The 22,790-nt window shown below is 40.7% G+C and carries 18 protein-coding genes; 14 read left to right on the forward strand and 4 right to left on the reverse strand.

Annotated elements, in window-relative coordinates:
• Positions 1 to 83: 83 nt before the first annotated feature.
• The 7 genes from IE056_RS05155 to bshA all read left to right on the forward strand — a co-directional run bounded on the left by IE056_RS05155 (position 84) and on the right by bshA (position 9,156).
• Positions 84 to 1,205: an N-acetylmuramoyl-L-alanine amidase family protein gene (locus IE056_RS05155; protein WP_189603615.1), complete on the forward strand. Its 1,122-nt coding sequence runs from the start codon at positions 84 to 86 to the stop codon at positions 1,203 to 1,205.
• Between the two features lie 58 nt (positions 1,206 to 1,263).
• Positions 1,264 to 2,214, forward strand: coding sequence for an MlaD family protein (locus IE056_RS05160; RefSeq protein ID WP_189603616.1), 951 nt, complete (start codon positions 1,264 to 1,266; stop codon positions 2,212 to 2,214).
• Between the two features lie 5 nt (positions 2,215 to 2,219).
• Complete coding sequence (locus IE056_RS05165) at positions 2,220 to 3,566, forward strand: 4Fe-4S dicluster domain-containing protein (protein WP_189603617.1); 1,347 nt, start codon at positions 2,220 to 2,222, stop codon at positions 3,564 to 3,566.
• An 85-nt stretch (positions 3,567 to 3,651) separates the two neighbouring features.
• Complete coding sequence (locus tag IE056_RS05170; protein WP_189603618.1) at positions 3,652 to 4,443, forward strand: (Fe-S)-binding protein; 792 nt, start codon at positions 3,652 to 3,654, stop codon at positions 4,441 to 4,443.
• 153 nt (positions 4,444 to 4,596) lie between these two features.
• On the forward strand, positions 4,597 to 5,082 hold the full coding sequence (locus tag IE056_RS05175; protein ID WP_189603619.1) for an ABC transporter ATPase: 486 nt from the start codon (positions 4,597 to 4,599) through the stop codon (positions 5,080 to 5,082).
• A complete protein-coding gene (locus IE056_RS05180) occupies positions 5,083 to 8,016 on the forward strand; it encodes a serine hydrolase domain-containing protein (protein ID WP_189603620.1) in 2,934 nt (977 codons plus the stop codon).
• Between the two features lie 3 nt (positions 8,017 to 8,019).
• Positions 8,020 to 9,156 (forward strand): N-acetyl-alpha-D-glucosaminyl L-malate synthase BshA, encoded by a 1,137-nt coding sequence (gene bshA, locus IE056_RS05185; protein ID WP_189603621.1) that lies wholly within the window; start codon positions 8,020 to 8,022, stop codon positions 9,154 to 9,156.
• 75 nt (positions 9,157 to 9,231) lie between these two features.
• On the opposite strand, the gene IE056_RS05190 is transcribed toward bshA, so the two are convergent.
• Positions 9,232 to 9,702, reverse strand: a complete 471-nt coding sequence (locus IE056_RS05190) for a hypothetical protein (protein ID WP_189603622.1) — start codon at positions 9,700 to 9,702, stop codon at positions 9,232 to 9,234.
• 119 nt (positions 9,703 to 9,821) lie between these two features.
• Between IE056_RS05190 and IE056_RS05195 the strand changes: the two genes are divergently transcribed.
• The 6 genes from IE056_RS05195 (at position 9,822) to IE056_RS05220 (ending at position 18,772) form a co-directional block, all read left to right on the forward strand.
• Entirely contained in the window at positions 9,822 to 12,740 is a 2,919-nt protein-coding gene (locus IE056_RS05195; protein WP_189603623.1) for an FAD-binding and (Fe-S)-binding domain-containing protein, read from the forward strand.
• Positions 12,741 to 12,797: 57 nt separating this feature from the next.
• A complete protein-coding gene (gene aroC / locus IE056_RS05200) occupies positions 12,798 to 13,862 on the forward strand; it encodes a chorismate synthase (protein ID WP_189603624.1) in 1,065 nt (354 codons plus the stop codon).
• Between the two features lie 27 nt (positions 13,863 to 13,889).
• Entirely contained in the window at positions 13,890 to 15,206 is a 1,317-nt protein-coding gene (locus IE056_RS05205; protein ID WP_189603625.1) for a dicarboxylate/amino acid:cation symporter, read from the forward strand.
• 131 nt (positions 15,207 to 15,337) lie between these two features.
• Positions 15,338 to 16,603, forward strand: a complete 1,266-nt coding sequence (locus IE056_RS05210) for a dicarboxylate/amino acid:cation symporter (RefSeq protein WP_189603868.1) — start codon at positions 15,338 to 15,340, stop codon at positions 16,601 to 16,603.
• Positions 16,604 to 17,136: 533 nt separating this feature from the next.
• Complete coding sequence (locus IE056_RS05215; protein WP_189603626.1) at positions 17,137 to 18,297, forward strand: peptidase MATCAP family protein; 1,161 nt, start codon at positions 17,137 to 17,139, stop codon at positions 18,295 to 18,297.
• Between the two features lie 118 nt (positions 18,298 to 18,415).
• A complete protein-coding gene (locus tag IE056_RS05220; RefSeq protein ID WP_189603627.1) occupies positions 18,416 to 18,772 on the forward strand; it encodes a SpoIIAA family protein in 357 nt (118 codons plus the stop codon).
• 89 nt (positions 18,773 to 18,861) lie between these two features.
• On the opposite strand, the gene IE056_RS05225 is transcribed toward IE056_RS05220, so the two are convergent.
• Complete coding sequence (locus tag IE056_RS05225; RefSeq protein ID WP_189603628.1) at positions 18,862 to 19,275, reverse strand: thiol-disulfide oxidoreductase DCC family protein; 414 nt, start codon at positions 19,273 to 19,275, stop codon at positions 18,862 to 18,864.
• Positions 19,276 to 19,285: 10 nt separating this feature from the next.
• Positions 19,286 to 21,457 (reverse strand): endonuclease MutS2, encoded by a 2,172-nt coding sequence (locus IE056_RS05230; protein WP_189603629.1) that lies wholly within the window; start codon positions 21,455 to 21,457, stop codon positions 19,286 to 19,288.
• A gap of 46 nt (positions 21,458 to 21,503) precedes the next feature.
• On the opposite strand from IE056_RS05230, the gene ung reads away from it, so the two are divergent.
• On the forward strand, positions 21,504 to 22,169 hold the full coding sequence (gene ung, locus IE056_RS05235; protein ID WP_189603630.1) for a uracil-DNA glycosylase: 666 nt from the start codon (positions 21,504 to 21,506) through the stop codon (positions 22,167 to 22,169).
• A 15-nt stretch (positions 22,170 to 22,184) separates the two neighbouring features.
• Here ung and IE056_RS05240 read toward each other — a convergent pair whose 3' ends face one another.
• A complete protein-coding gene (locus IE056_RS05240) occupies positions 22,185 to 22,778 on the reverse strand; it encodes a hypothetical protein (protein ID WP_189603631.1) in 594 nt (197 codons plus the stop codon).
• Positions 22,779 to 22,790 lie beyond the last annotated feature (12 nt).

Genomic DNA, 22,790 nt, shown 5'->3' on the forward strand with positions numbered 1-22,790 from the left:
TCCAAAATTACATATATTTTTTAAGCTACCTTTTGGGTTTAAAGAAAAATAAAATAACAATACTAAAGAACCGTTACTTCTATATGAGAACGAACCTATTTCCACTTTTAGTCTTACTCTTAACAGGATTCCTTTTTATGGGGTTTACCCCTGAAAAATCACCTGTTCCCAAAGAAAAATTTGTGGTGGTGCTTGATGCTGGTCATGGAGGGGAAGACCCTGGTAACAGGGGAAATGGATATTTTGAAAAAGATATTGCCTTGAACATTGTACTTAGAATAGGTGCAGAACTTGAAAAACTTCCTGATGTGGAGGTGATCTATACCCGAAAAAAGGATGTTTTTATCACCCTTGCAGGACGGGCAGATATTGCAAATGAGGCAGATGCAGATCTTTTTATCTCGGTACACTGTAATGCTCATAGCTCCCAGGCCTCGGGTACAGAGACTTTTGTTCTTGGGCTTCACCGAAATAAAGACAATCTTGATGTGGCTATGCGGGAAAACTCCGTAATTTTTCTGGAGGAAGATTATGAGGCTACCTATGACGGATTTAATCCGAATTCTCCCGAATCCTATATTGGGTTGACTCTTATGCAGGAAGAATATTTAGATCAAAGCATACTTTTAGCCGATTTTATTCAGAAAAAATTTACGAATGAACTGAAACGAAAGAACAGAGGTGTGAAACAGGCGGGGTTTCTCGTGCTTCGTCAAACCTATATGCCCAGCGTCTTGATAGAAACCGGATTTCTTTCCAATACTTCTGAAGGTGCTTATTTAAACAGCAAAAGCGGACAGGAAAGAATCTCTGATGCTGTGGTGAAAGCTGTAAATGAATATAAAAGCAGCATCAATCTGGATGTTTTGGAAGGTTTGGCTAACAATTCTGATATTAATATCCTATCGACCACTAAGGAAGCCCCGGCAGATATTTATGATGGTATTACTTTTAAGGTGCAACTGGCAGCCAGTAGTCGAAAACTGGATCCTGCCCCAAAAAACTTCAAAGGCCTCAACGAGGTGACCCGAAACAAGGAAGATAAACTGTATAAATACTATTACGGAAGTACTTCCAGTTATCTTCAGATAAAAAAACTTCACGAAAAGGCTAAAAAGAAAGGTTATTCGACCAGTTATATCGTCGCATTTAAGGATGGAAGCAAGATTACCGTTAATGACGCGTTAAAAACAAAAGTGAATTGAACCTTCTTTCTATATTTATTTTTAAATTTGTGCTTCCACTCTAAAACAAATCATTTTTGTGAAATATACTAAAGAGGTTAAAACCGCTCTCCTGGCTATTATAGCTGTTGTTCTGTTAATATTTGGATATAGTTTCTTGAAAGGGAAGAACTTGCTTGATTCCAGTAGAACATTTTACGCAATTTATGAAGATGTTGAAGGACTTTCTCCATCCTCGCCTGTAACCATTAATGGTTTGAGGGTTGGGAGTGTTACAAAGATCGGATTTCTCAATACATCAGGTGACCTCCTAGTTACTTTCAATGTTGAAAATGATTTTCCATTTTCCAAAAATAGTACTGCCCAGGTATATGGTGGTGGTTTTATTGGAGGAAAGAGTCTTGCCATTGTTCCGGAATATGAAGAAGGTAATCTGGCAAAATCTGGTGATACCTTGCCGGGGGAAATAGAGGAGGGGCTTCTTGAGTTGGTAAATGACCGGTTGTCTCCTTTACAGCAAAAAGTAGAACAGGCTATTGTAAGTGCAGATTCCCTTATTAGCTCCTTCAATGAAGTAATGAATAAGGATACGCGTCACAATATCAGGCAGACTTTTGAAGATATAAGTCTTACCGCAAGCTCTCTAAAGGGTTCTGCGCAATCTGTTGATGGATTATTGTCTGAGAATTCAGCAAAATTAAACAGAACATTTACCAATCTGGATGAAATGACGGGGAATCTGAATACTTTTTCAGATACCTTAACACAGGTTGATATAGGCCGGATTGTTGGAGATCTTGAGAAGGTGATTTCAGATCTGGAAAGTGTTTCAGAGAAGATCAACAATGGAGATGGAACGGCTGCCAAATTGATTAACGATCCTAGTGTCTACGATAACCTGGAAGGAGCAACGAGACAATTGGATCAATTGATCCAGGATGTAAAGCTCAATCCTAAACGTTACGTACATTTTTCTATCTTTGGGAAAAATCCGGGTCCTTATTCACCACCTAAAGACTCCTTAAAATAACCTTTATGCAGATTATTGCGCAAGTTGCCTTTGTAATTGCCCTTATAGTCGGAATCGGCTTTTTTGTTAGAAATGTTCGCCGTCTCATCCGGAATATTAAATTAGGAAAAGAAGTTGATCGTTCAGATAATTCCGCCGCCCGGTGGAAGAAAATGGGTAAAATAGCCATTGGTCAATATAAAATGGTGCGCAGACCGGTTTCCGGGATTGTGCATATTATTGTTTATTTAGGTTTTATAATTATAAACATAGAAGTTTTAGAAATCGTTATCGATGGAATATTCGGTACCCACCGCGTCATGTTTTTCATGGGTGGTTTCTACAGTTTTTTAATTGCCACTTTAGAAATTCTGGCTCTTCTGGTACTGATAGGAGTAATTATTTTCTGGACCCGGAGGAATATTTCGAATATCTACAGGTTTATGTCTAGGGAGATGACCAAATGGCCTAAAGATGACGCTAACTACATTCTGTACTTTGAAATGGCATTAATGTCACTATTCTTTATAATGAATGGGGCAGATCTTCAGTTGCAGTTACTGGGAGCACCAAATTATGCAATTGCAAATGAAGGAGAGATCGCAGGATATTTTCCGGTAAGTCAGGTATTATTGCCTTTGCTGGATGGTTTAAATGTTTCGACCCTGGTTATTATTGAAAGAACAGCATGGTGGCTGCATATTTTAGGAATTCTTTTCTTCCTTAATTATCTATATTATTCCAAGCATTTACATATTTTACTGGCATTTCCGAATGTTTATTATTCAAAATTAAAACCACAGGGCGAATTTGATAATATTGATGCTGTTACTAAGGAAGTGCAGCTTATGATGGATCCCGATGCCGATCCTTTTGCCGCACCGGAAGAAACCGAAGAGGAAGGAGAACCTGAAAAATTTGGAGCTTCAGATGTTTTTGATCTAAACCGGGTCCAGTTACTAAATGCTTACACCTGTACAGAATGTGGTAGATGTACTTCGGAATGTCCCGCAAATAATACTGGAAAACTACTTTCTCCAAGGAAGATCATGATGGATACACGTGACAGGCTGGAAGAGGTAGGAGAGAACATCAACAAAAACGGAAGTTTTAAAGATGACGGAAAACAGCTTCTGGATGATTATATTTTAAGAGAGGAACTTTGGGCCTGTACAACCTGCCAGGCTTGTGTAGAGGCTTGTCCTGTAGGTATCGATCCGCTTTCTATTATCGTCGAGATGAGAAGATATTTAATGATGGAACAAAGTGCAGGACCGGCAGATCTTAACAATGCAATGGGTAACATAGAAAACAATGGTGCACCATGGCCTTATAACCAGATGGACCGTTTAAACTGGGCTAACGAAAATTAATAATTTTTGTATTTATCCTCTTTTGAAAGGAAATTTTCAAAATTGATTTAAAGTAAAATTCACCGAAAAGGTAAAAGAATACATAATGGCAGAAAATATTAAAGTTCCTACAATGGCAGAATATATGGCGGAAGGTAAAAAACCTGAAGTATTGTTCTGGGTGGGATGTTCCGGAAGTTTTGATGACAGGGCTAAGAAGATCACCAAGGCATTTGTAAGATTACTAAACAATGCAGAGGTTGATTTTGCTGTGTTGGGAACAGAGGAAAGCTGCACCGGGGATCCTGCTAAACGTGCAGGAAATGAATTTCTATATCAAATGCAGGCAGCAACAAATATTGAAGTTCTTAATGGTTACGAAATTAAAAAAGTGGTGACTACCTGTCCTCACTGTTTTAACATCATAAAAAATGAATATCCGGGATTGGGTGGTAATTATGAAGTAATGCACCATACCACCTTTTTGAAGTCACTACTTGATGAAGGCAGGCTTAAAGTGGAAGGCGGAAAATTTAAAGGAAAGAAAATTACATTTCATGATCCCTGTTATCTAGGCCGTGGAAATGGAGTTTATGAAGCGCCACGGGATCTACTAAGAAAGCTGGAAGTGGAGCTTGTGGAGATGAAAAGGTGTAAAACCAATGCTATGTGTTGTGGTGCCGGAGGTGCTCAAATGTTTAAAGAACCCGAGCCGGGAAATAAAGAGGTGAATACAGAACGTACCGAGCAGGCTATGGAGGTAAAACCGGAAGTAATTGCAGCAGGTTGTCCTTTTTGTAATACCATGATGACCGATGGGGTGAAGAACAAGAATAAAGAAGATGATATTGCTGTTATGGATATTGCTGAAATGATCGCAAATGCACAGGACCTTTAGAATAAAAGATTAAAAATATCATTTAAAAACCTCTGAAATCCCAGAGGTTTTTTTATACCTTAAATATAACTGTTCACTCCAATATTTAACGGTACTATTTTTGAACCACACTGAATAATCAGTTAATTTTGTAAAAATTAAAAATACGTCACAATGTTAGTCCCATTTCAAAATTTACCAGACTCTTCAAGAGTTTGGATATACCAGGCCAACCGATCTTTTTCGGATCAGGAACTTCAGGAAATCACGTCTAAGCTTGAAAACTTTGTCGAACAATGGACAGCCCATGGTGCCAATTTAAATGCATCCTTTGAAATCAGATATAATCGCTTCATTATTATTGCATTAGATCAGGAGATGAATGCTGCAACAGGATGTTCAATAGACGCTTCAGTTAACTTTATACAACAGCTTGAAAAAGAGTACGATGTAGATCTTCTTGATAAGATGAATGTTTCTTATAAGCAGGGAGATTTCGTGGCTTATAAGTCTCTTACAGATTTCAGGAAAATGGCAAAAGATCGTGCTGTTTCTCCTAAAACTATTGTTTTTAATAACCTGGTTAATAATAAAGCCGAGTATCTTGAGGATTGGGAAGTACCTGCCTCAGAAAGCTGGCATAAGCGTTTCCTAAATTAAATGAGGCAATCGAAATTTTCATTCCCTATTTTTCTTTTATTCTTTACTTTTTTCTTCGGTAATACGTTCGCGCAACAAACAAATAATCCTCTTTTGGCAACAGACTATCAGTTGCAGCGGGAATGGGTGGATAGTATTTATAACCAGATGAGCCTGGAGGAAAAAGTGGGGCAGCTTTTTATGGTGGACGCCTATTCCAACCAGTCAAAAGCCCTGACAGATAAAGTGAAAGAGCTTATTGAAAAACATCATGTTGGAGGAGTGATTTTTTCCAAAGGTGGACCTCTTCGGCAGGCTAAGCTTAATAATGAATTTCAGGAGGTTTCCAAAGTCCCACTTTTAGTAGGAATGGATGCCGAATGGGGACTGGCAATGCGTCTGGATTCTACCTTCGCTTTTCCCTGGAATATGACACTTGGAGCGATTCGTGATCCGAAGTTGGTGGAAGAAGCTGGAGCTGCTATCGCAAAACATTCCAAAAGAATAGGGGTGCATCTTAATTTTGCTCCCGTAGTTGACATCAATACTAATCCGGATAATCCTATAATTGGTAATCGTTCGTTTGGAGAAGACAGAGATAATGTGACGGCGAAAGCGCTGGCTTTTATGAAGGGAATGCAGCGGGAAAATGTCCTAAGTAGTGCAAAACATTTTCCTGGCCATGGAGATACAAGTTCAGATTCTCATAAAACGCTTCCTACTGTAGGATTTTCTAAAGGTAGGCTCGATAGTATTGAATTATATCCATACCGGCGGCTTATTGAAGAAGGATTGTCCAGCGTGATGGTAGGTCACCTCAATGTTCCCGGGCTGGAACAAAATCAGAATTTACCCTCTTCTATTTCCAAAACCATAGTCACAGATCTTCTGAAAAATGAGCTGGATTTCCATGGCCTCATCATTACAGATGCTTTGAACATGAAAGGCGCCTCCAATCACAGCGCGCCTGGGGAGATAGACCTGGCAGCATTTTTAGCCGGAAATGACATTCTACTTATTTCTGAAGATGTTCCCAAAGCTTCACAGCGTCTGATAGATGCCTATAGCGCCGGATTGATTACCGAAGAGCGCCTGAAGCATTCGGTCAGGAAAATCCTGTTTGCAAAATACAAGGTTGGACTCAATCATTACAAACCCCTTAGAGAAAGTTATTTATATGGCGAGCTTAACAGCATAACCAATGATGTGTTGGAGCATAAGCTCATGGAAAATGCATTAACGGTTATTAAAAATGACCGGGCGGTTATACCTGTAAAAGATCTTGAGAAAAGAAAGATTGCTTATGTGCATTTTGGAGATGATGATGGCACCCCCTTTCTTGATCAGCTAAACCGATACACGAAAGTGGATCGGGTAGAGGCAGATCAATTGGGAGATCTACTGGAGGAGCTTGAAAATTATAATCTGGTAGTGCTTGGATACCACAAATCGAATGCATCTCCCTGGAGTTCCTATAAATTCACCAATAAAGAATTGGTGTGGCTATACGAAATTGCCAGGAAGAACCGGGTGATCCTGAATGTGTTCACCAGACCGTATGCTCTGTTGGACCTCGAGACAAACAGGAACTTTGAAGGAATATTGATGGCTTATCAGAACAGCCCCGTTGCTCAGGAAAAAGCTGCGCAGCTGGTATTTGGAGCTATTGAAGCCAAGGGCAGGTTACCGGTTAGTGCCGGAAAAGAATTTCCGGAAGGTACCGGGTTCAGGACCAAAAATCTGAACAGATTGGCTTACGGGCTGCCAGAAAGTGTAGGTATGAATTCTTATAAACTCAGTAAAATTGATTCTTTGATCACCGTTGCGATTGAAAAAAAGATGGCTCCCGGAATGCAGGTGTTGATTGCGCGAAAAGGGAAAGTGGTCTACGAGCGAAATGCAGGATATCATACCTACGAAAAAGAGAGGCCGGTATCGGAAAATGATGTTTATGACATTGCTTCCCTTACCAAGATCCTTGGAACACTTCCGCTGGTGATGGAGCTTGTAGATCAGGATGAACTGGATCTAAATACACTGTTATCGGAAATGCTTCCTGATTTCAGAAATTCCAATAAGGAAAAGATCAATCTTCAGCAGATGCTTTCACATTATGCGAGACTAAAACCCTGGATTCCGTTCCACCGTCAAACTTTCGATCCTGCCACCAAAGGTCCCTCATTTGCTTATTACAGAAATGAAGAAGAACCCGGCTTTAATACAAGGGTGGCAGAGGATTTATATATTAGGAATGACTTGAGGGATTCTATAATTCAGGTGATACGGGAGAGCGATTTGCAAAGTAAATTGGAATACAGATATAGTGATCTTCCATATTATCTTCTGAAGGATTTCCTGGAAAATATCTATGGTACTTCCCTGGACTACCTTACTAAAGACCATTTCTATAATTCCCTGGGTGCTAATTACACCACGTATTTACCACTGAACCATTTTCCGAAGGAACAGATCGTACCTACCGAAAATGATAAATTATGGAGAAAACAATTGCTGCAGGGGTATGTGCATGATGAAGGTGCTGCACTTATGGGCGGAATTGGCGGCCATGCTGGTATTTTTAGCAATGCCAATGATGTGGCGAAGATCATGCAAATGTACCTGAACGGGGGGAGTTATGGAGGAAAAGAATATTTCAGCAAGGAAACGGTGGATAAATTTAACACCTGCTATTATTGCGATAATGATGTAAGACGGGGAGTAGGTTTTGACAAGCCCCAGCTGGAAAAATATGGCCCAACCTGTGGTTGCGTTTCCATGGAAAGTTTCGGGCACAGCGGATTTACAGGAACTTTAACCTGGGCAGACCCTGAGGAAGAAATTGTTTACGTATTTTTGTCAAATCGTATTCATCCTTCAGCAGAGAACAGAAAACTCATTAGGGAAGGAATACGAACCAAGATCCAGGAAGTTATTTACGAAGCAATAGACCAATAAAGCATGAAGATTGCCATAGTATGTTACCCTACCTTTGGGGGTAGTGGAGTGGTGGCTACCGAATTAGGTATGGCCCTTTCCAGAAGAGGCCATGAAGTTCATTTTATCACTTATAAACAGCCGGTAAGACTGGAGCAGTTAACCGGAAATATTCATTTTCACGAAGTTGATGTTCCGGAATATCCGCTTTTTCATTATCAGCCTTATGAGCTTGCGTTAAGCAGCAAACTGGTGAATATGGTGAAGCTTCACAAGATTGAAGTACTGCATGTTCATTATGCCATACCGCATGCTTACGCGGGATATATGGCAAAGCAAATGCTAGCAGAAGAAGGAATCTTCATTCCTATGGTAACCACTCTGCATGGTACAGATATTACGCTGGTTGGAAATCATCCTTTTTACAAGCCCGCAGTTACGTTTAGTATTAATAACAGCGATGTGGTGACTTCTGTTTCACAAAGTTTAAGAGCAGATACCATTCGACTTTTCAATGTTCAGAAAGAAATTGAAGTGGTTCCTAATTTCATAGATATTATGAAATATAAGAACTCCTTCACAGATTGTCAACGCTCCTTAATGGCCGATGAGGATGAGAAGATCATAAGTCACATAAGTAACTTCAGAAAAGTAAAACGCATAGATGATGTAATTCAGATCTTTTATAAGGTCCAGAAGCGAATCAAAGCGAAACTTATTATGGTAGGGCAAGGGCCGGAAAAAGAGCCGGCAGAAGAGCTGGTACATGAACTGGGAATAGAAGATAAAGTGGTTTTTCTAGGGGAATCCAACGAAATTGATAAGATCCTGTGTTTTTCAGATCTATTCCTGCTGCCTTCAAAAAGTGAAAGTTTTGGACTTGCGGCTTTGGAAGCCATGGTAAATCGCGTACCTGTAATCTCCACAAATACCGGAGGAATCCCGGAAGTCAATATTCATGGATATTCGGGATATTTAAGTGAAGTGGGAGATGTGGATGATATGGCCAATAATGCCGTAAAGATCCTGCAGGACACTAAAACGCTGGAGACTTTTAAAGACAATGCCCAGAAACAGGCCTGTAATTTTGATATTCTTACCGTGCTGCCTTTGTATGAGCAGGTTTATAAAAAAGCGTTGGCTTTAGAACAAATCAGGTAGAATTATTTGAAAATAAACCAAAGAAAAAGGGGAAATAAAATTTCCCCTTTTTTTAGTATTTAAAGTGTTCTTTGGTTAGAACTGGTAACGTATTCCCAATGCGACATCAAACCCAAGATCATCTCCGTAATAATTGGCTACTCCAATTTCCGGTCTAAAGTCAAGAGATAGTAATAAAGGAAAATCGAAATCATACTCGATTCCTACATTTCCGGCAACAGATAAGAAAATATCATTATCATTATAGCGGTCAATACTACCTACTCCGGCACCAACACCTGCATACCAGTTAAATCCACTTTCAATGTTCCATACCCATTGGTAAAGTCCGGTTAACCTGAAGGCATCAAAATCATCCCGGTTACTCCAGCCTAGATCCAGTTCAAGTCTGTTGTTTTCTGAAAGTCCGCGTTGATAACTTATTTCTGTTCCAACCCCGTTACTTCCTCCAAAACGTAAACCAAGCGCATTATCAGCAACTTGTTGTGCTTGTGACTGGACAGTAAATCCAAAAACGCAGATTGCAAGCAAAAGTAATTTCTTCATATCATTTCTTTTATTTAGTTTCACGCAAAATTAGGTTATCTAGAGAAGCGCGAAATTCTTGTCTCGCCAATCTATTGTTAAATATTCCTAAATAGTGTTAATAATACCTCATTTATAACATGCAGCTTCCCCTACAACAACTGGCGTCCCGCCTTGACGGAGACTTATTTTACGATGATTTGTGGCGTAGTATCTATGCGACAGATGCTTCCGTTTACAGAAAAATTCCTACAGCAGTGGCATATCCCAAAAACAAAGAGGATATCCAGGAACTTATTAAATTTGCTAACGAGCATAATACTTCTTTGATTCCCCGAACAGCAGGAACCTCCCTTGCCGGCCAGGTAGTGGGAGAAGGTATTGTCGTAGACGTTTCCAAATATCTTACAAAGATCATCTCCATTGACAAAGAGGCTAAAACAGTAACGCTTCAACCGGGAGTAATTAGAGATGATCTTAACAGGGTTCTGGAGCCATACGGGCTCTTTTTTGGCCCCAATACTTCTACTTCGAACAGATGTATGGTAGGAGGAATGGTCGGGAATAATTCCAGTGGAACCACTTCCATTAAATTCGGCGTGACCCGGGATAAAGTAGTAGAGCTTAAAACGCTGCTTAGCGATGGGAGTGAAGTTGTTTTTTCTGAAATTACTTCAGAAGAATATCAGGAAAAATTAAAGCTGGATTCCCTTGAAGGAGAGATCTACAGAAGCCTCCAAAACGAACTTTCTCCGGAAGAAATTCAGCAACAAATAAAAGAAGGCTTTCCAAAGCCGAACATACACAGACGAAGCACGGGGTATGCTATTGATGAATTAATTTATTCTGAAGCTTTTTCAGATTCTTCAGAAAAACTGAATCTCTGTAAGCTGCTTACCGGAAGCGAAGGCACCCTTGCTTTCACTACCGAAATGACACTGCAGCTAGATGAACTTCCGCCGAAAAAAGCAGTCATGATCGCGGCACATTTTGAATCGCTGGAGAAATGCCTTCGTGCGGTGGTTCCTGCCATGCAGCACTCGCTGTTCACCTGTGAAATGATGGACAGGATCATTCTGGATTGTACCAAGAGCAATTTAAAATATAAAGATAACAGGTTCTTTATCGAAAAGGATCCTGCAGCAATTCTTATGCTGGAACTTCGGGCAGATGATGAAGATGACCTTACCAATCAGACCGCCGAATTACTTAAAACCCTGGAGGATTCCGGGTTGTGCTATGCGCTTCCGGTACTGCGCGGCGAAGCCATAAACATGGCGCTGGAACTTCGAAAAGCGGGACTCGGACTTTTAGGAAACATAGTGGGTGATAAAAAACCTGTGGCCTGTATAGAAGATACGGCCGTCGCTGTGGAAGATCTGGCAGATTATATCGACGAATTTTCAGCTTTAATGAAAACCTACGGACAAAGAGCCGTTTATTATGCTCACGCCGGTGCCGGAGAACTGCATTTAAGACCTATTCTCAACCTTAAAAGCGAAGAAGATGTAGTGCTTTTTAGAAAGATAACTGAAGATGTTGCTACCCTGGTGAAAAGTTATGGGGGCTCCATGAGTGGAGAACACGGGGACGGAAGGCTGCGGGCAGAATTTATAGCCTTTATGATAGGATCAGAGAATTATGAAATCCTGAAAAGGGTGAAATTGGCCTTTGATCCAAAAAACATCCTGAATCCCGGAAAGATCATTTCTGCAGTTCCCATGGATGAACATTTAAGATATAATCCCGGAAGGAAAGAACCGGAGATCTCCACCATCATGGATTTTTCAGATGCGCAGGGAATCCTTCGTGCTGCCGAAAACTGTAACGGGAGCGGGGATTGCCGTAAACCTGTGGAAGCCGGGGGAACCATGTGTCCAAGTTACCGTGCCACCCGAAATGAAAAAGATACCACCCGCGCCCGTGCCAATGCATTGCGTGAATTCCTTACTCACAGTGAAAAAACCAATCGGTTTGATCATAAGGAATTAAAGGAGGTGCTGGATCTTTGTATTAGTTGCAAAGGCTGTAAAAGTGAATGTCCATCCAATGTGGACATGGCTGCTTATAAAGCAGAGTTTGAATATCAATACCAGAAATCCAACGGTAGCTCCCTTAGAACCAAATCTTTCGCGTATAATACTTCGCTCAACAAAATGGGAGGATTTTTTCCAGGGCTTACCAATGCACTTTTCAGCAATAAAGCCAGTTCAGCTTTATTAAAAAGAAGCCTTGGAATTGCTCCAGAGAGAACTATGCCGCTGCTTTCAAGGGAAACCCTTACTTCTTATGTAAAGAAAAAAGAAAAGAATGCAACCACACCCATCAAAAAAGTGGTTCTTTTCAATGACGAATTCACGAATTACCTGGAATCTGAAATCGGTATTGCAGCCATAAAGCTTCTGGAAGGACTTAATTATGAAGTGAGGATCATTGAGCACCCTGAAAGCGGGCGTACTTTCATCTCAAAAGGATTTTTGGAACAGGCGAAGAAACTGGCCAATCGCAACGTAGATCTCTTTAAAAATATCATTTCCGAAGAGACTCCGCTGCTTGGGATTGAACCTTCGGCCATTTTGACCTTCAGGGATGAGTATTTACGTCTTGCCGATAATAAAGAGGATGCAAAGCAATTGGCAAAAAACACCTTTTTGATCGATGAATTCATTAAAAAGGAAATTGTGGCAGGGAATATTACAGCGGCTTCATTTACTTCAGAAAAGAAGAAAATAAAATTACATGGCCATTGCCATCAGAAAGCACTTTCGAACATCGAGAATACTTTTGCCATGCTCAATCTTCCGGAGAATTTTGAGGTGACGATCATTCCTTCTGGTTGCTGCGGAATGGCAGGTTCCTTTGGCTATGAGAAAGAACATTATGAGGTAAGTATGGCGATTGGGGAACAAACTCTTTTTCCGGCAGTAAGAAAAGCTTCCGCAGAAATAGTCATTGCAGCCCCGGGAACAAGTTGCAGACACCAAATCAAAGATGGAACAGGCAGAAAAGCCCTGCATCCGGTAATGATTATGGCTGAGGCATTGCAAACTAAAGAATAACAAGCCTATATTTTCAAATATTGCGTTAAAAAATTACATTTGCTCAAAACATAAGCTATGGCCGGTAATTCCTTTGGTACACTTTTTAAATTAAGCACATTTGGAGAATCTCATGGTACGGCAATAGGAGGCACTATTGACGGATGTCCTGCCGGGGTCGAAATTGATTTTGACCTGGTGCAACAGGATATGGACCGGAGGAAGCCGGGACAATCAGCTATCGTTACACAACGAAAAGAGCCGGATACTGTCAAATTTCTTTCAGGAATTTTTGAAGGAAAAACCACCGGAACTCCAATCGGTTTCATCATTGAAAATTCCAACCAGAAATCAAAGGATTATTCCCACATAAAGGACACCTACCGTCCATCGCACGCAGATTTTACGTATGATAAAAAGTACGGCAACAGGGATTATCGTGGGGGAGGACGTTCTTCTGCCCGTGAAACTGCCTGTAGAGTGGTGGCCGGGGCAATTGCCAAGCAGGTGCTTGGTGCCATGAAAATTACCGCATATACTTCTTCTGTAGGGGATATTCAGCTGAACAAAACCTATCAGGAACTGGATTTTAGTCATACAGAACAAAATGCAGTTCGATGTCCAGATCCTGCCACGGCCGAGAAAATGGAAGCTTATATTAAAGAGATTCGTTCGCAGGGAGATACCGTTGGCGGAGTAGTGGAGTGTGTAATTCAGAATGTGCCTGTTGGTTTGGGAGAACCGGTTTTCGACAAACTTCATGCCCAACTGGGGAAAGCCATGCTTTCCATTAATGCAGTGAAAGGTTTTGAATACGGAAGCGGGTTTAGTGGAACTGCTTTAAAGGGTAGTGAACACAACGATCTTTTCAATGAAAATGGCAGCACAAAAACCAATTTGAGCGGCGGAATTCAAGGCGGTATTTCAAATGGAATGGATATTTATTTTAAAGTTGCGTTTAAACCTGTTGCTACCGTAATGCAGAAGCAGGAAACCATCAATTCAAAAGGGGAAAAGGTAGAAATGCAGGGGAAAGGGAGACATGATCCTTGTGTTGTGCCCAGGGCGGTGCCTATTGTAGAAGCCATGGCAGCTTTGGTAATGGCCGATTTCTTTCTCCTGAACAAAATATCAAAACTTTAATTTTCAAAGAATATAGAATAAAAAAATATGAAAAAATTAGCACTGCATTGGCAGATACTTCTCGGAATGGCAGCCGGGGTAATTTTTGCACTTTTAATGACGAATTTCTCCTGGGGAGCCGAATTCATAAGTGACTGGATTAAGCCGTTCGGAAATATTTTTATCAATGCCCTTAAATTAATTGCAGTGCCTTTAATCCTTGCATCTTTGATCAAGGGAATCTCAGATCTTAAAGATATCTCCAAGCTTTCACAAATGGGGACCAGGACCATTCTCATTTACGTTTTTACAACGGTAATAGCAGTTTCCATAGGGTTGGGGATTGTAAATTTAATCAAGCCCGGAAGTGCCATTTCTGAAGATACCCGAAATGATTTGATCACCAGTTATGAAGGTGATGCCTCTGTGAGAATTGCAGATGCCCAGCGACAGCGGGAAGCGGGACCTTTACAGGCGCTGGAAGACATAGTGCCTTCAAATATTTTTGCTGCAGCATCAGATAACGCCAATATGCTCCAGGTGATCTTTTTTGCCATTTTCTTCGGACTCGGTTTAATCCTTATTCCTGAAGAAACAGCAAAGCCTGTCAAAGATTTTTTTGACGGTTTTAATGAGGTAATTCTAAAATTGATAGATCTTATCATGCTGGCTGCGCCTTATGGTGTATTTGCTTTACTGGCAGCCCTCGTAGTGGAATCTCCCAGTCCAGATCTCTTTGCGGCACTGGCCATGTACGGAGTCACCGTAATCATCGGATTGCTTTTAATGATTGGGGTGTATGTACTGGCGGTTTGGATTTTCACCAAACGAACTCCTGCATTTTTCATCAACGGAATCGCTCCGGCACAGCTGCTTGGATTTTCCACCAGTTCAAGTGCTGCCACCTTACCGGTAACCATGGAAAGAACCGAAGAAGAATTAGGAGTTCATGAAGAGGTTACCAGTTTTGTACTGCCAATTGGGGCTACCATAAATATGGACGGAACAAGTCTGTATCAGGCGGTAGCGGCAGTGTTTATCGCTCAGGCTTTTGGGATGGATCTTTCTTTTGGAGCACAGCTGGGAATTATTGCCACAGCTACTCTGGCTTCGATAGGATCAGCTGCCGTTCCCGGCGCCGGAATGGTTATGCTGGTAATAGTTCTGGCACAAGCCGGGATCCCGGAAGCAGGACTCGCACTTATTTTTGCTGTTGACAGGCCGCTCGATATGTGCCGTACCACCGTAAATATTACCGGGGATGCTGCTGTTTCGATGATGGTAGCTAAATCTGTCGATAAACTGGGGGAGCCACATGTAAAAAACTGGGACGATAACCTGGATAAAGTAAAAGGTAAAAAATAGTATAATTTACTTCATAATCTGTGTACAAATTACGACCGAATTTATTTTAAATTTTTTTGATCTGGATTTTAAAAGATATGCTCCAATAGCCTACTTTTAATCTCCGAATCAATTTTTTAATATTTGTGAAAATCAAACATCTGGCGCTGCATTGGCAGATCCTTCTGGGGATGACCACCGGAATTATCTTTGCGCTCTTCCTTACCAATTTCAGCTGGGGAGCTTCCTTTGTCCGGGATTGGATAAAACCATTCGGAAACATATTTATCAATTCTTTAAAGCTTATTGCAGTTCCTTTAATTCTGGCATCCTTAATCAAAGGAATTTCAGATCTAAAGGATATTTCAAAACTTTCCAAAATGGGAAGCCGTACAGTGATCACTTTTGTAATAACGACAGTAGTTGCTGTTTCTATAGGCTTAAGTTTAGTAAACATCATTCGGCCGGGGAATACCATTTCTGAAGAAACAAGAAGAGATCTGCTGACAAGCTATGAAAATGATGTCTCCGGAAGAATTGCTGTAGCCCGGGAACAGCGGGAAGCCGGACCTTTACAGGCTCTGGAGGATCTTGTTCCATCCAATATCTTTGCTGCCGCAGGTGACAACGCAAATATGTTACAGGTAATATTTTTTGCCGTTTTCTTCGGCCTGGGACTTATTCTTATTCCTGAAGCCACTGCTAGACCTGTGAAGGATTTCTTTGATGGCTTCAATGATGTTATCCTGAAACTCATTGACCTGATAATGATCACAGCCCCCTACGGCGTTTTTGCTCTACTGGCAGCGCTTGTCGTGGAATCTCCGAGTATAGATCTCTTTTCTGCTCTTGCAATGTATGCCGTTACCGTTTTAATTGGTTTAGGATGCATGATGGGGGTGTACGCTGCTATTGTTTGGTTTTTTACGCGAAAGACACCGTCTTTCTTTTTTAAAGGAATTGCTCCTGCGCAGCTTCTTGGTTTTTCTACCAGCTCAAGTGCGGCCACACTTCCGGTTACGATGGAAAGGGTAGAAGAGCATCTGGGTGTCCATAAGGAAGTTGCCAGTTTTGTTTTGCCGGTTGGAGCCACGATTAATATGGATGGAACCAGCTTGTATCAGGCGGTTGCCGCAGTTTTCATAGCACAGGCATTTGGAATCGACCTTTCCCTGCAGGCGCAGCTGGGAATTATCATTACGGCTACCCTGGCCTCCATAGGTTCGGCCGCAGTTCCCGGCGCCGGAATGGTAATGCTTGTAATAGTCCTTGCACAAGCCGGAATTCCGGAAGCAGGACTCGCCCTGATTTTTGCAGTAGACAGACCCTTGGATATGTGCCGCACTTCGGTAAACATCACTGGTGATGCCGCTGTTTCAATGATGGTAGCAAAATCTGTGGGAATGCTGGATAAATGATTAAATTCTGCGTAATTCAATGGCGTAGAAAATTTATCTCTGTGAGAATGATTTTCCTCACCCCGTCTTCTGGACACCCCTCCGAGGGAGGGGAATGAGAATCATTTTCATTTTTTTGATTACATGAATTTTAGCAAAGATAGGTCCCTCTGTATAGGGAACATTGAAGTACTGCTAATCTTCTTTATATTTTCATCACACCAGAGTTATCCCCCTCCTACGGATGGGCGCCATAAAGGCGGGGTGAAAAACTAGTTTAAAATCAGAGTCCGAGCAAAAGCTTGAAGGTTATTCAGAATACATCAGGATTTAATACATCAAAAAGAAATCGCGCACAAAATAAACGCTTCAGGGGGCGAAATAACCCTTACAGCTATATTTAACTGCTTTTCAGTAGCTATTCAAATTTTAAATTTTTCAGAAGAAATAATCTGGTAATTTTGTTGTTTTTCCTACTCTAAAACTTGTAGGGCTCATTATAATTGTTTGTATTTGCTCATTATTTTTTTCGAAGGAATTTATACCACAAAACGATGCAGCATCAGGAAGTCCGTAAAGAGTTTACCAGTTTATTTGAAATAGATCAAAACCTGGATAGATTGATAAAGGATATTGATCTTTTAAATTATCTCAACCCTTTGAATATTGAACAGGAAAAGAAGCGGTTCTTTACCTCCAAATTCACAGAAGATCCTGTATTTAAGTACCGGAAAATAAAATTCAATCCTTTTCAGTTGCAACGCCAGTTTTTCAGTCAGCGGCTGGAGGATATAAAAGATGATGATATCCGGAAGCTGTATCACGATACCATATATGAGTATTCAGGATTGGTGCAATGCATTGCCACAGTAGGACAGGACAAGAAATTCTTTTACAATTCCCTTCGGGTATTTGGTACTCCAAAAGAACGGGATGTGAAAAATGCCAAATTCATTCTTCATTTCCACAAAGAAGAAGATGCAGAAGAAATGGTGCCAAGGTATAATGCTGATCAGGCGCAGGCTTTTTTTCAGGCTTTTGGGGACAAATTCGGATTCAATTTCAAGATCAAACAAACCAACAGCATCACTGCTGCTGCAATGGCTTTAAATGCTTCCAGGACCCTTGTTTTAAAGAAGAACAGAAAATATAGTGACAATGATCTAAAGATCCTCGCAAACCACGAGATTGGAGTGCATATGTTGACCACTTTTAATGCAGAGATTCAGCCACTTCGGATCTTCTCCCATGGATTCTCAAGCAACAACCTGACCCAGGACGGACTTGCCGTATTCAGCGAATATATGTCGGACAGTTTGAGCCTGAAGCGAATGAAAGAACTGGCATACAGGGTCCTGGCGGCCGATAGTCTCATTAAAGGCTATTCTTTTAGTGATACCTTTGATCTTTTGTACAGCCAGTACAAACTGGATAAAGAGACGGCCTGGTCTATTACTCTCAGGGCACACAGAGGAGGAGGATTTACGAAGGATTATCTTTATTTAAGCGGACTCAAAAGGATCTATGATTATCATTCTTCAGGTAAAGATATGGGCTTGCTGTTGACGGGTAAAGTTGCCATTGATGATGCAAGTCTTATCAGAAAACTTCAGAAGACGGGACTGGCCGAAAAAAATAAATTTTATACAGACTCTTTTCATGAAAACAGGAATTCCAATGAGAAACTTGTATTCATGTTAAGTAATTTAAAGTAAATACCTTCTTTGAAATTTTCTATAACAAAATATTTTGCTGCTACTATAAAATTATGTTAGAGTAGGGGAAAACCCTTCTATTTATAAAGTAACTGTGCTATCTTAAAATAAAAAAGCTATGATACAGATACTTGAAGGAACCAGGCCAGATGTTGCTTCTACCAAAGCAATGGGAAAACTTACTAAAGAAGATTACGATCAACTCCTACCTTTTTTAGAACAGAAGCTTAAAGATCACAAAAAAATACGCTGGTATTTTGAAATGGAAAATTTTGAAGGTTGGGAACCAAAAGCAGCCTGGGAGGATGCAAAATTTGACATTAAAAATGCCTCTAACCTGGAAAAAGTTTCAATGGTAGGTGGGAAGCAATGGGAGGAAGCCCTCACAAAGCTCATGAAACCATTCACTACTGCTGAAGTAAAATATTTTGAAACTGCTGAAAAGCAGGAAGCTATCAGGTGGATTGAGAGTTGAAATTCTGTCCCGCCTAAAAAACTTGGACAATTAAACACCGACGAAATTATTTATGAAATAAGTTCGTCGATGTTTCAATTTTGAGAAAATTATTTCAGGAATAAAGCCTCCAGCTCCGGAGTGGGAACCATGCAGGATTCCTCTTTGCCCCACCATTTGTAGCGGTTGGAAGCAACGATATCATAAATTCCGTCACGTAATCCCTGAGGGATTGGTTTAGCTAATTTCAGCCATTTATAGCCATCTAGATGTTTTGCGATCTCGATTGCCGCTTCAGATTTGCTGTAGTATGCAACGCCGGGTTCAATAAGGATCATAGAATCCAAAGCTTCTGTGTCTATTCCTCTTTCATTCACAATTTGCAGTCCTATATCACTTTGTAGCGGTGCAAACCGAAAAATGTCTTTTTTGTCCTTTTTTATGATCATTTGAATAGTTTTATTACACAAATTACAAACGCCGTCAAAAAGGATGATCTTTTTGTCTTTTGGAAAATTTATCATTTTTCTTTTTCTATTTTTTTCTTTGTACCAGCTCCAGTTGATCTACAGATACAGATGTTGTGAAAATTCCATAATTTACTTTTGCTGTTCCTTTTTCTATACTGTCGATAGAGCCAACGGCTTTCCCGTCTTCCAACCTTACCCTGTCTCCAACTTTAAGGGCTACTTTAGGTTTGGCTGCTTCTTCTTTTTTCTCTACTTCTTTTTTTTCTTTTTTCTTCTCACGAATCACCTGGACCTTCTGCTCAGCCTCTTTCTGCACTTTTTGCTGTTTGGCTTTTTCAGTTTTCTTCTGTTGGGCACTAAGCTTCTTACGCTTGGCGTTTTCCATTTCCACGATCTTCAGGAATTCCCCTATCAACTCCTTTTTCTTCTTGTTTTCAAAGTACTTTTCACTAATTTCGTTGATCTTATTACCAAGATAAATAAGCCGCTGATTGCTGTCATATAACTCCTGAAAACCTTCAAGTTTCCGCTGAATCCGGGCATTGGTTTCTTCCAGCTTTTTCTTTTCGGTTTCTGCTTTTTGCTCCTTGGTTTTCAAAGAAGTTGTGGTTTTCTGAAGTTTAGACCGCTCTTTCTGAAGGTCGGCTATACTTTTGTCAAACCTTATTTTTCCTCGCTCCACCTTCTTTTTTGAGCGGTTAATAAGGCTATAAGGAATACCATTTTTTTGCGCAACCTCAAATGTGAAAGAACTACCGGCTTCACCCATGTGCAACTTATAGAGCGGCTCCAGAGTCCGAGAGTCAAAAAGCATGTTCGCGTTCATAATATGCGGCAACTCATTGGCCAGCATTTTAAGGTTGGCATAATGAGTGGTTAAAATTCCGAAAGATTCTTTTTCGTAGAATACCTCCAGGAAGGTTTCTGCCAGGGCACCCCCGAGTTCAGGATCACTTCCGGTACCAAATTCATCGATCAAAAAGAGCGTATTGTCGTCACATTTCCGAAGAAAGCGATTCATATTTTTTAAGCGGTAACTGTAGGTGCTCAGGTGATTTTCTATGGATTGGTTATCTCCAATATCAGTTAGAACTTTATCAAACAGGCACATCCTGCTGTATTCGTGAACAGGTAATAACAACCCGCTTTGCAGCATAACCTGCAACAAGCCTACCGTTTTAAGGGTAATACTTTTTCCGCCGGCATTGGGCCCCGAAATTACGATGATGCGCTTCTCCTTGTGTAGGTCAATGCTTTGAGGATAGGTTTTCTTCTTTTCTTTTCTGTTATTCAACAGCAATAAAGGATGATAAGCATCCCTTAGCTCAATTTCTTTTTCATCCACGATCTTTGGAAGAAGTGCATTGAGTTCTATGGCATATTTAGCCTTAGCGGCTATGACATCGATGTCACTTAACAGATCCTGATATTCCTTCAACAGCGGGCGAAACGGACGGATAAAATTAGTCAGTTCCTTTAAAATCCGCTTGATTTCTTCTTTTTCCTCATATTCCAGGTTGTTAAGTTCCCTGGTGTAGGTATAGGTAGCTTCCGGCTGAATATATACGATGCTTCCGGTTTTGGAATTTCCAAGAATTCCACCTTTTACTTTTCGGCGATGCATTGCTGAAACGGCCAAAACCCGAACGTTTTCCACTACAGATTCCCGAATATCATCCAGGTATCCCAAATTATTGTAATGGGTCAAGGCGCTTCCAAAACTGGAATTAATACTTCCTTTTACCTGATTTATTTTTCTGCGTACTTCCTGGAGCAGGGGGGAAGCATCATCCTTCACTTCTCCAAAACGATCAATGACTTTTTGGATCCGCTCTACAAGTACGGTAGTAAATTCTACTTCTGAAGTAGTTTTGTGCAGGGTTGGGTATAGGTCCTCAAATTTATTGAAAAACCGAATCTGCGTATTTACGGTTTCAGAAATAGCACTTATTTTCCTGAAGCTGGAGGCTTCCAACATGGTATCCTCGATCTTCAGCATTTTAATTTCATTATCTATGGCATCAAATCCGTGGTTGGGAATACGGCTTTCCTGCTGATAGGAGGAGACGTATTCGTTAGTTTGATGCAGTGAAAAAATGGTATCTTCAGGGGTCGGAAAAGGGGAAATTTCTAAAGCTTTAAATTTACCCGGCCCGGTGATAGCATACTCACTTACCTGTTTGCAAACAGCCGGAAATTCCAGATCTGAAAGAGTTTTCTTTGTTATTTTAATCATATGTGATTTTCCCTACTTTTGGGGTACAGCAAATTTACTTATTATTATGGATGTCTCTATTGAGCAAAATTGGAAATTAAAGTTAAATGATGAGTTCGAAAAGCCCTATTTTAAGGAACTTGTAAGTTTTGTGAAAAACGAATACAAAACAAATGACTGTTTCCCTAAAGCCGAAAATATTTTCAATGCTTTTGAACTCTCACCTTTTGATAAGACAAAGGTAGTAATCATTGGGCAAGATCCATACCATGGTTACGGTCAGGCCCACGGACTTTGTTTTTCTGTTCAGCCCGGGGTGAAAATTCCGCCTTCCCTGGTGAACATTTTCAGGGAAATCAAAGATGATTTGGGTAAAGCTGTTCCCGAGACGGGAAACCTTAAAAGATGGGCAGAGCAGGGGGTCTTAATGCTAAATACCACTCTAACGGTTCGGTCTGCGCAGGCAGGTTCTCACCAGGGAAAAGGCTGGGAAAAGTTTACAGATGCTGTTATTCAAAAAATTTCTAATGAAAAAGAAGGAGTTGTGTTCCTTCTTTGGGGTGGGCCTGCTAAGAAGAAAGGCGCTAAAATTGATACTTCCAGACATCTCGTTCTTACCAGTGGGCATCCTTCCCCTTTGGCAGCCAACAGAGGTTATTGGTTCGGGAACAAACACTTTAGTAAAACCAATGAATATCTCGTTTCTAGAGGCCAGGAACCCATCGACTGGTAATCCAGCTAAGCAGGCTTAGAATCGATATCCCACATTGATGGCGGGAAGAATCACAATATCGGGAGAGTCTTTGTGAAAAAGATTTCTTCCAACCCCAAAGGAAAGATCGATCATAAAACCTTGTTTCGCGACATATTTATGTCCTACGCCCACTCCCAGGGCAAGATCTGTATAATCGAGAAATTCGTCTTCATGGTAAATTTCACCTGTAGGACGGGTTTTTTCAACTTCTTTTTCATTTTCTCCGCTGGAGATCATCCCAAATGCTTCGGCATAAAAGCCCCAGGCGGTATTTTCCTCTTTGAAAAAGAATTTGAATTTAGTGGTTAAGGAAAAATCCTTCGCATAAGCTTCTGAAAGGTCAAAATCTTCACCTTCATTTTTATTCGTCAATTTTGTGAAAACATCTACCGATAGGGAGCTGTGATCTGTGAGTATACGCTCATAAGTGATGTCCAGTGCACCAAAAATAAGAACATTGAAAACGTTGGCACTTAGTTCATTTTGTGCAATATCCCGTGGAAATTGTTCTTCGTTATATGAATTCTGCTGTGCATATACTCCGGAGAATATCAGAAAGAACAGAAATGTGATGCTACTATTTTTCATGAGGTAAATTTT

Source organism: Salinimicrobium marinum, assembly GCF_014651535.1.
Taxonomy (GTDB): Bacteria; Bacteroidota; Bacteroidia; order Flavobacteriales; family Flavobacteriaceae; genus Salinimicrobium; species Salinimicrobium marinum.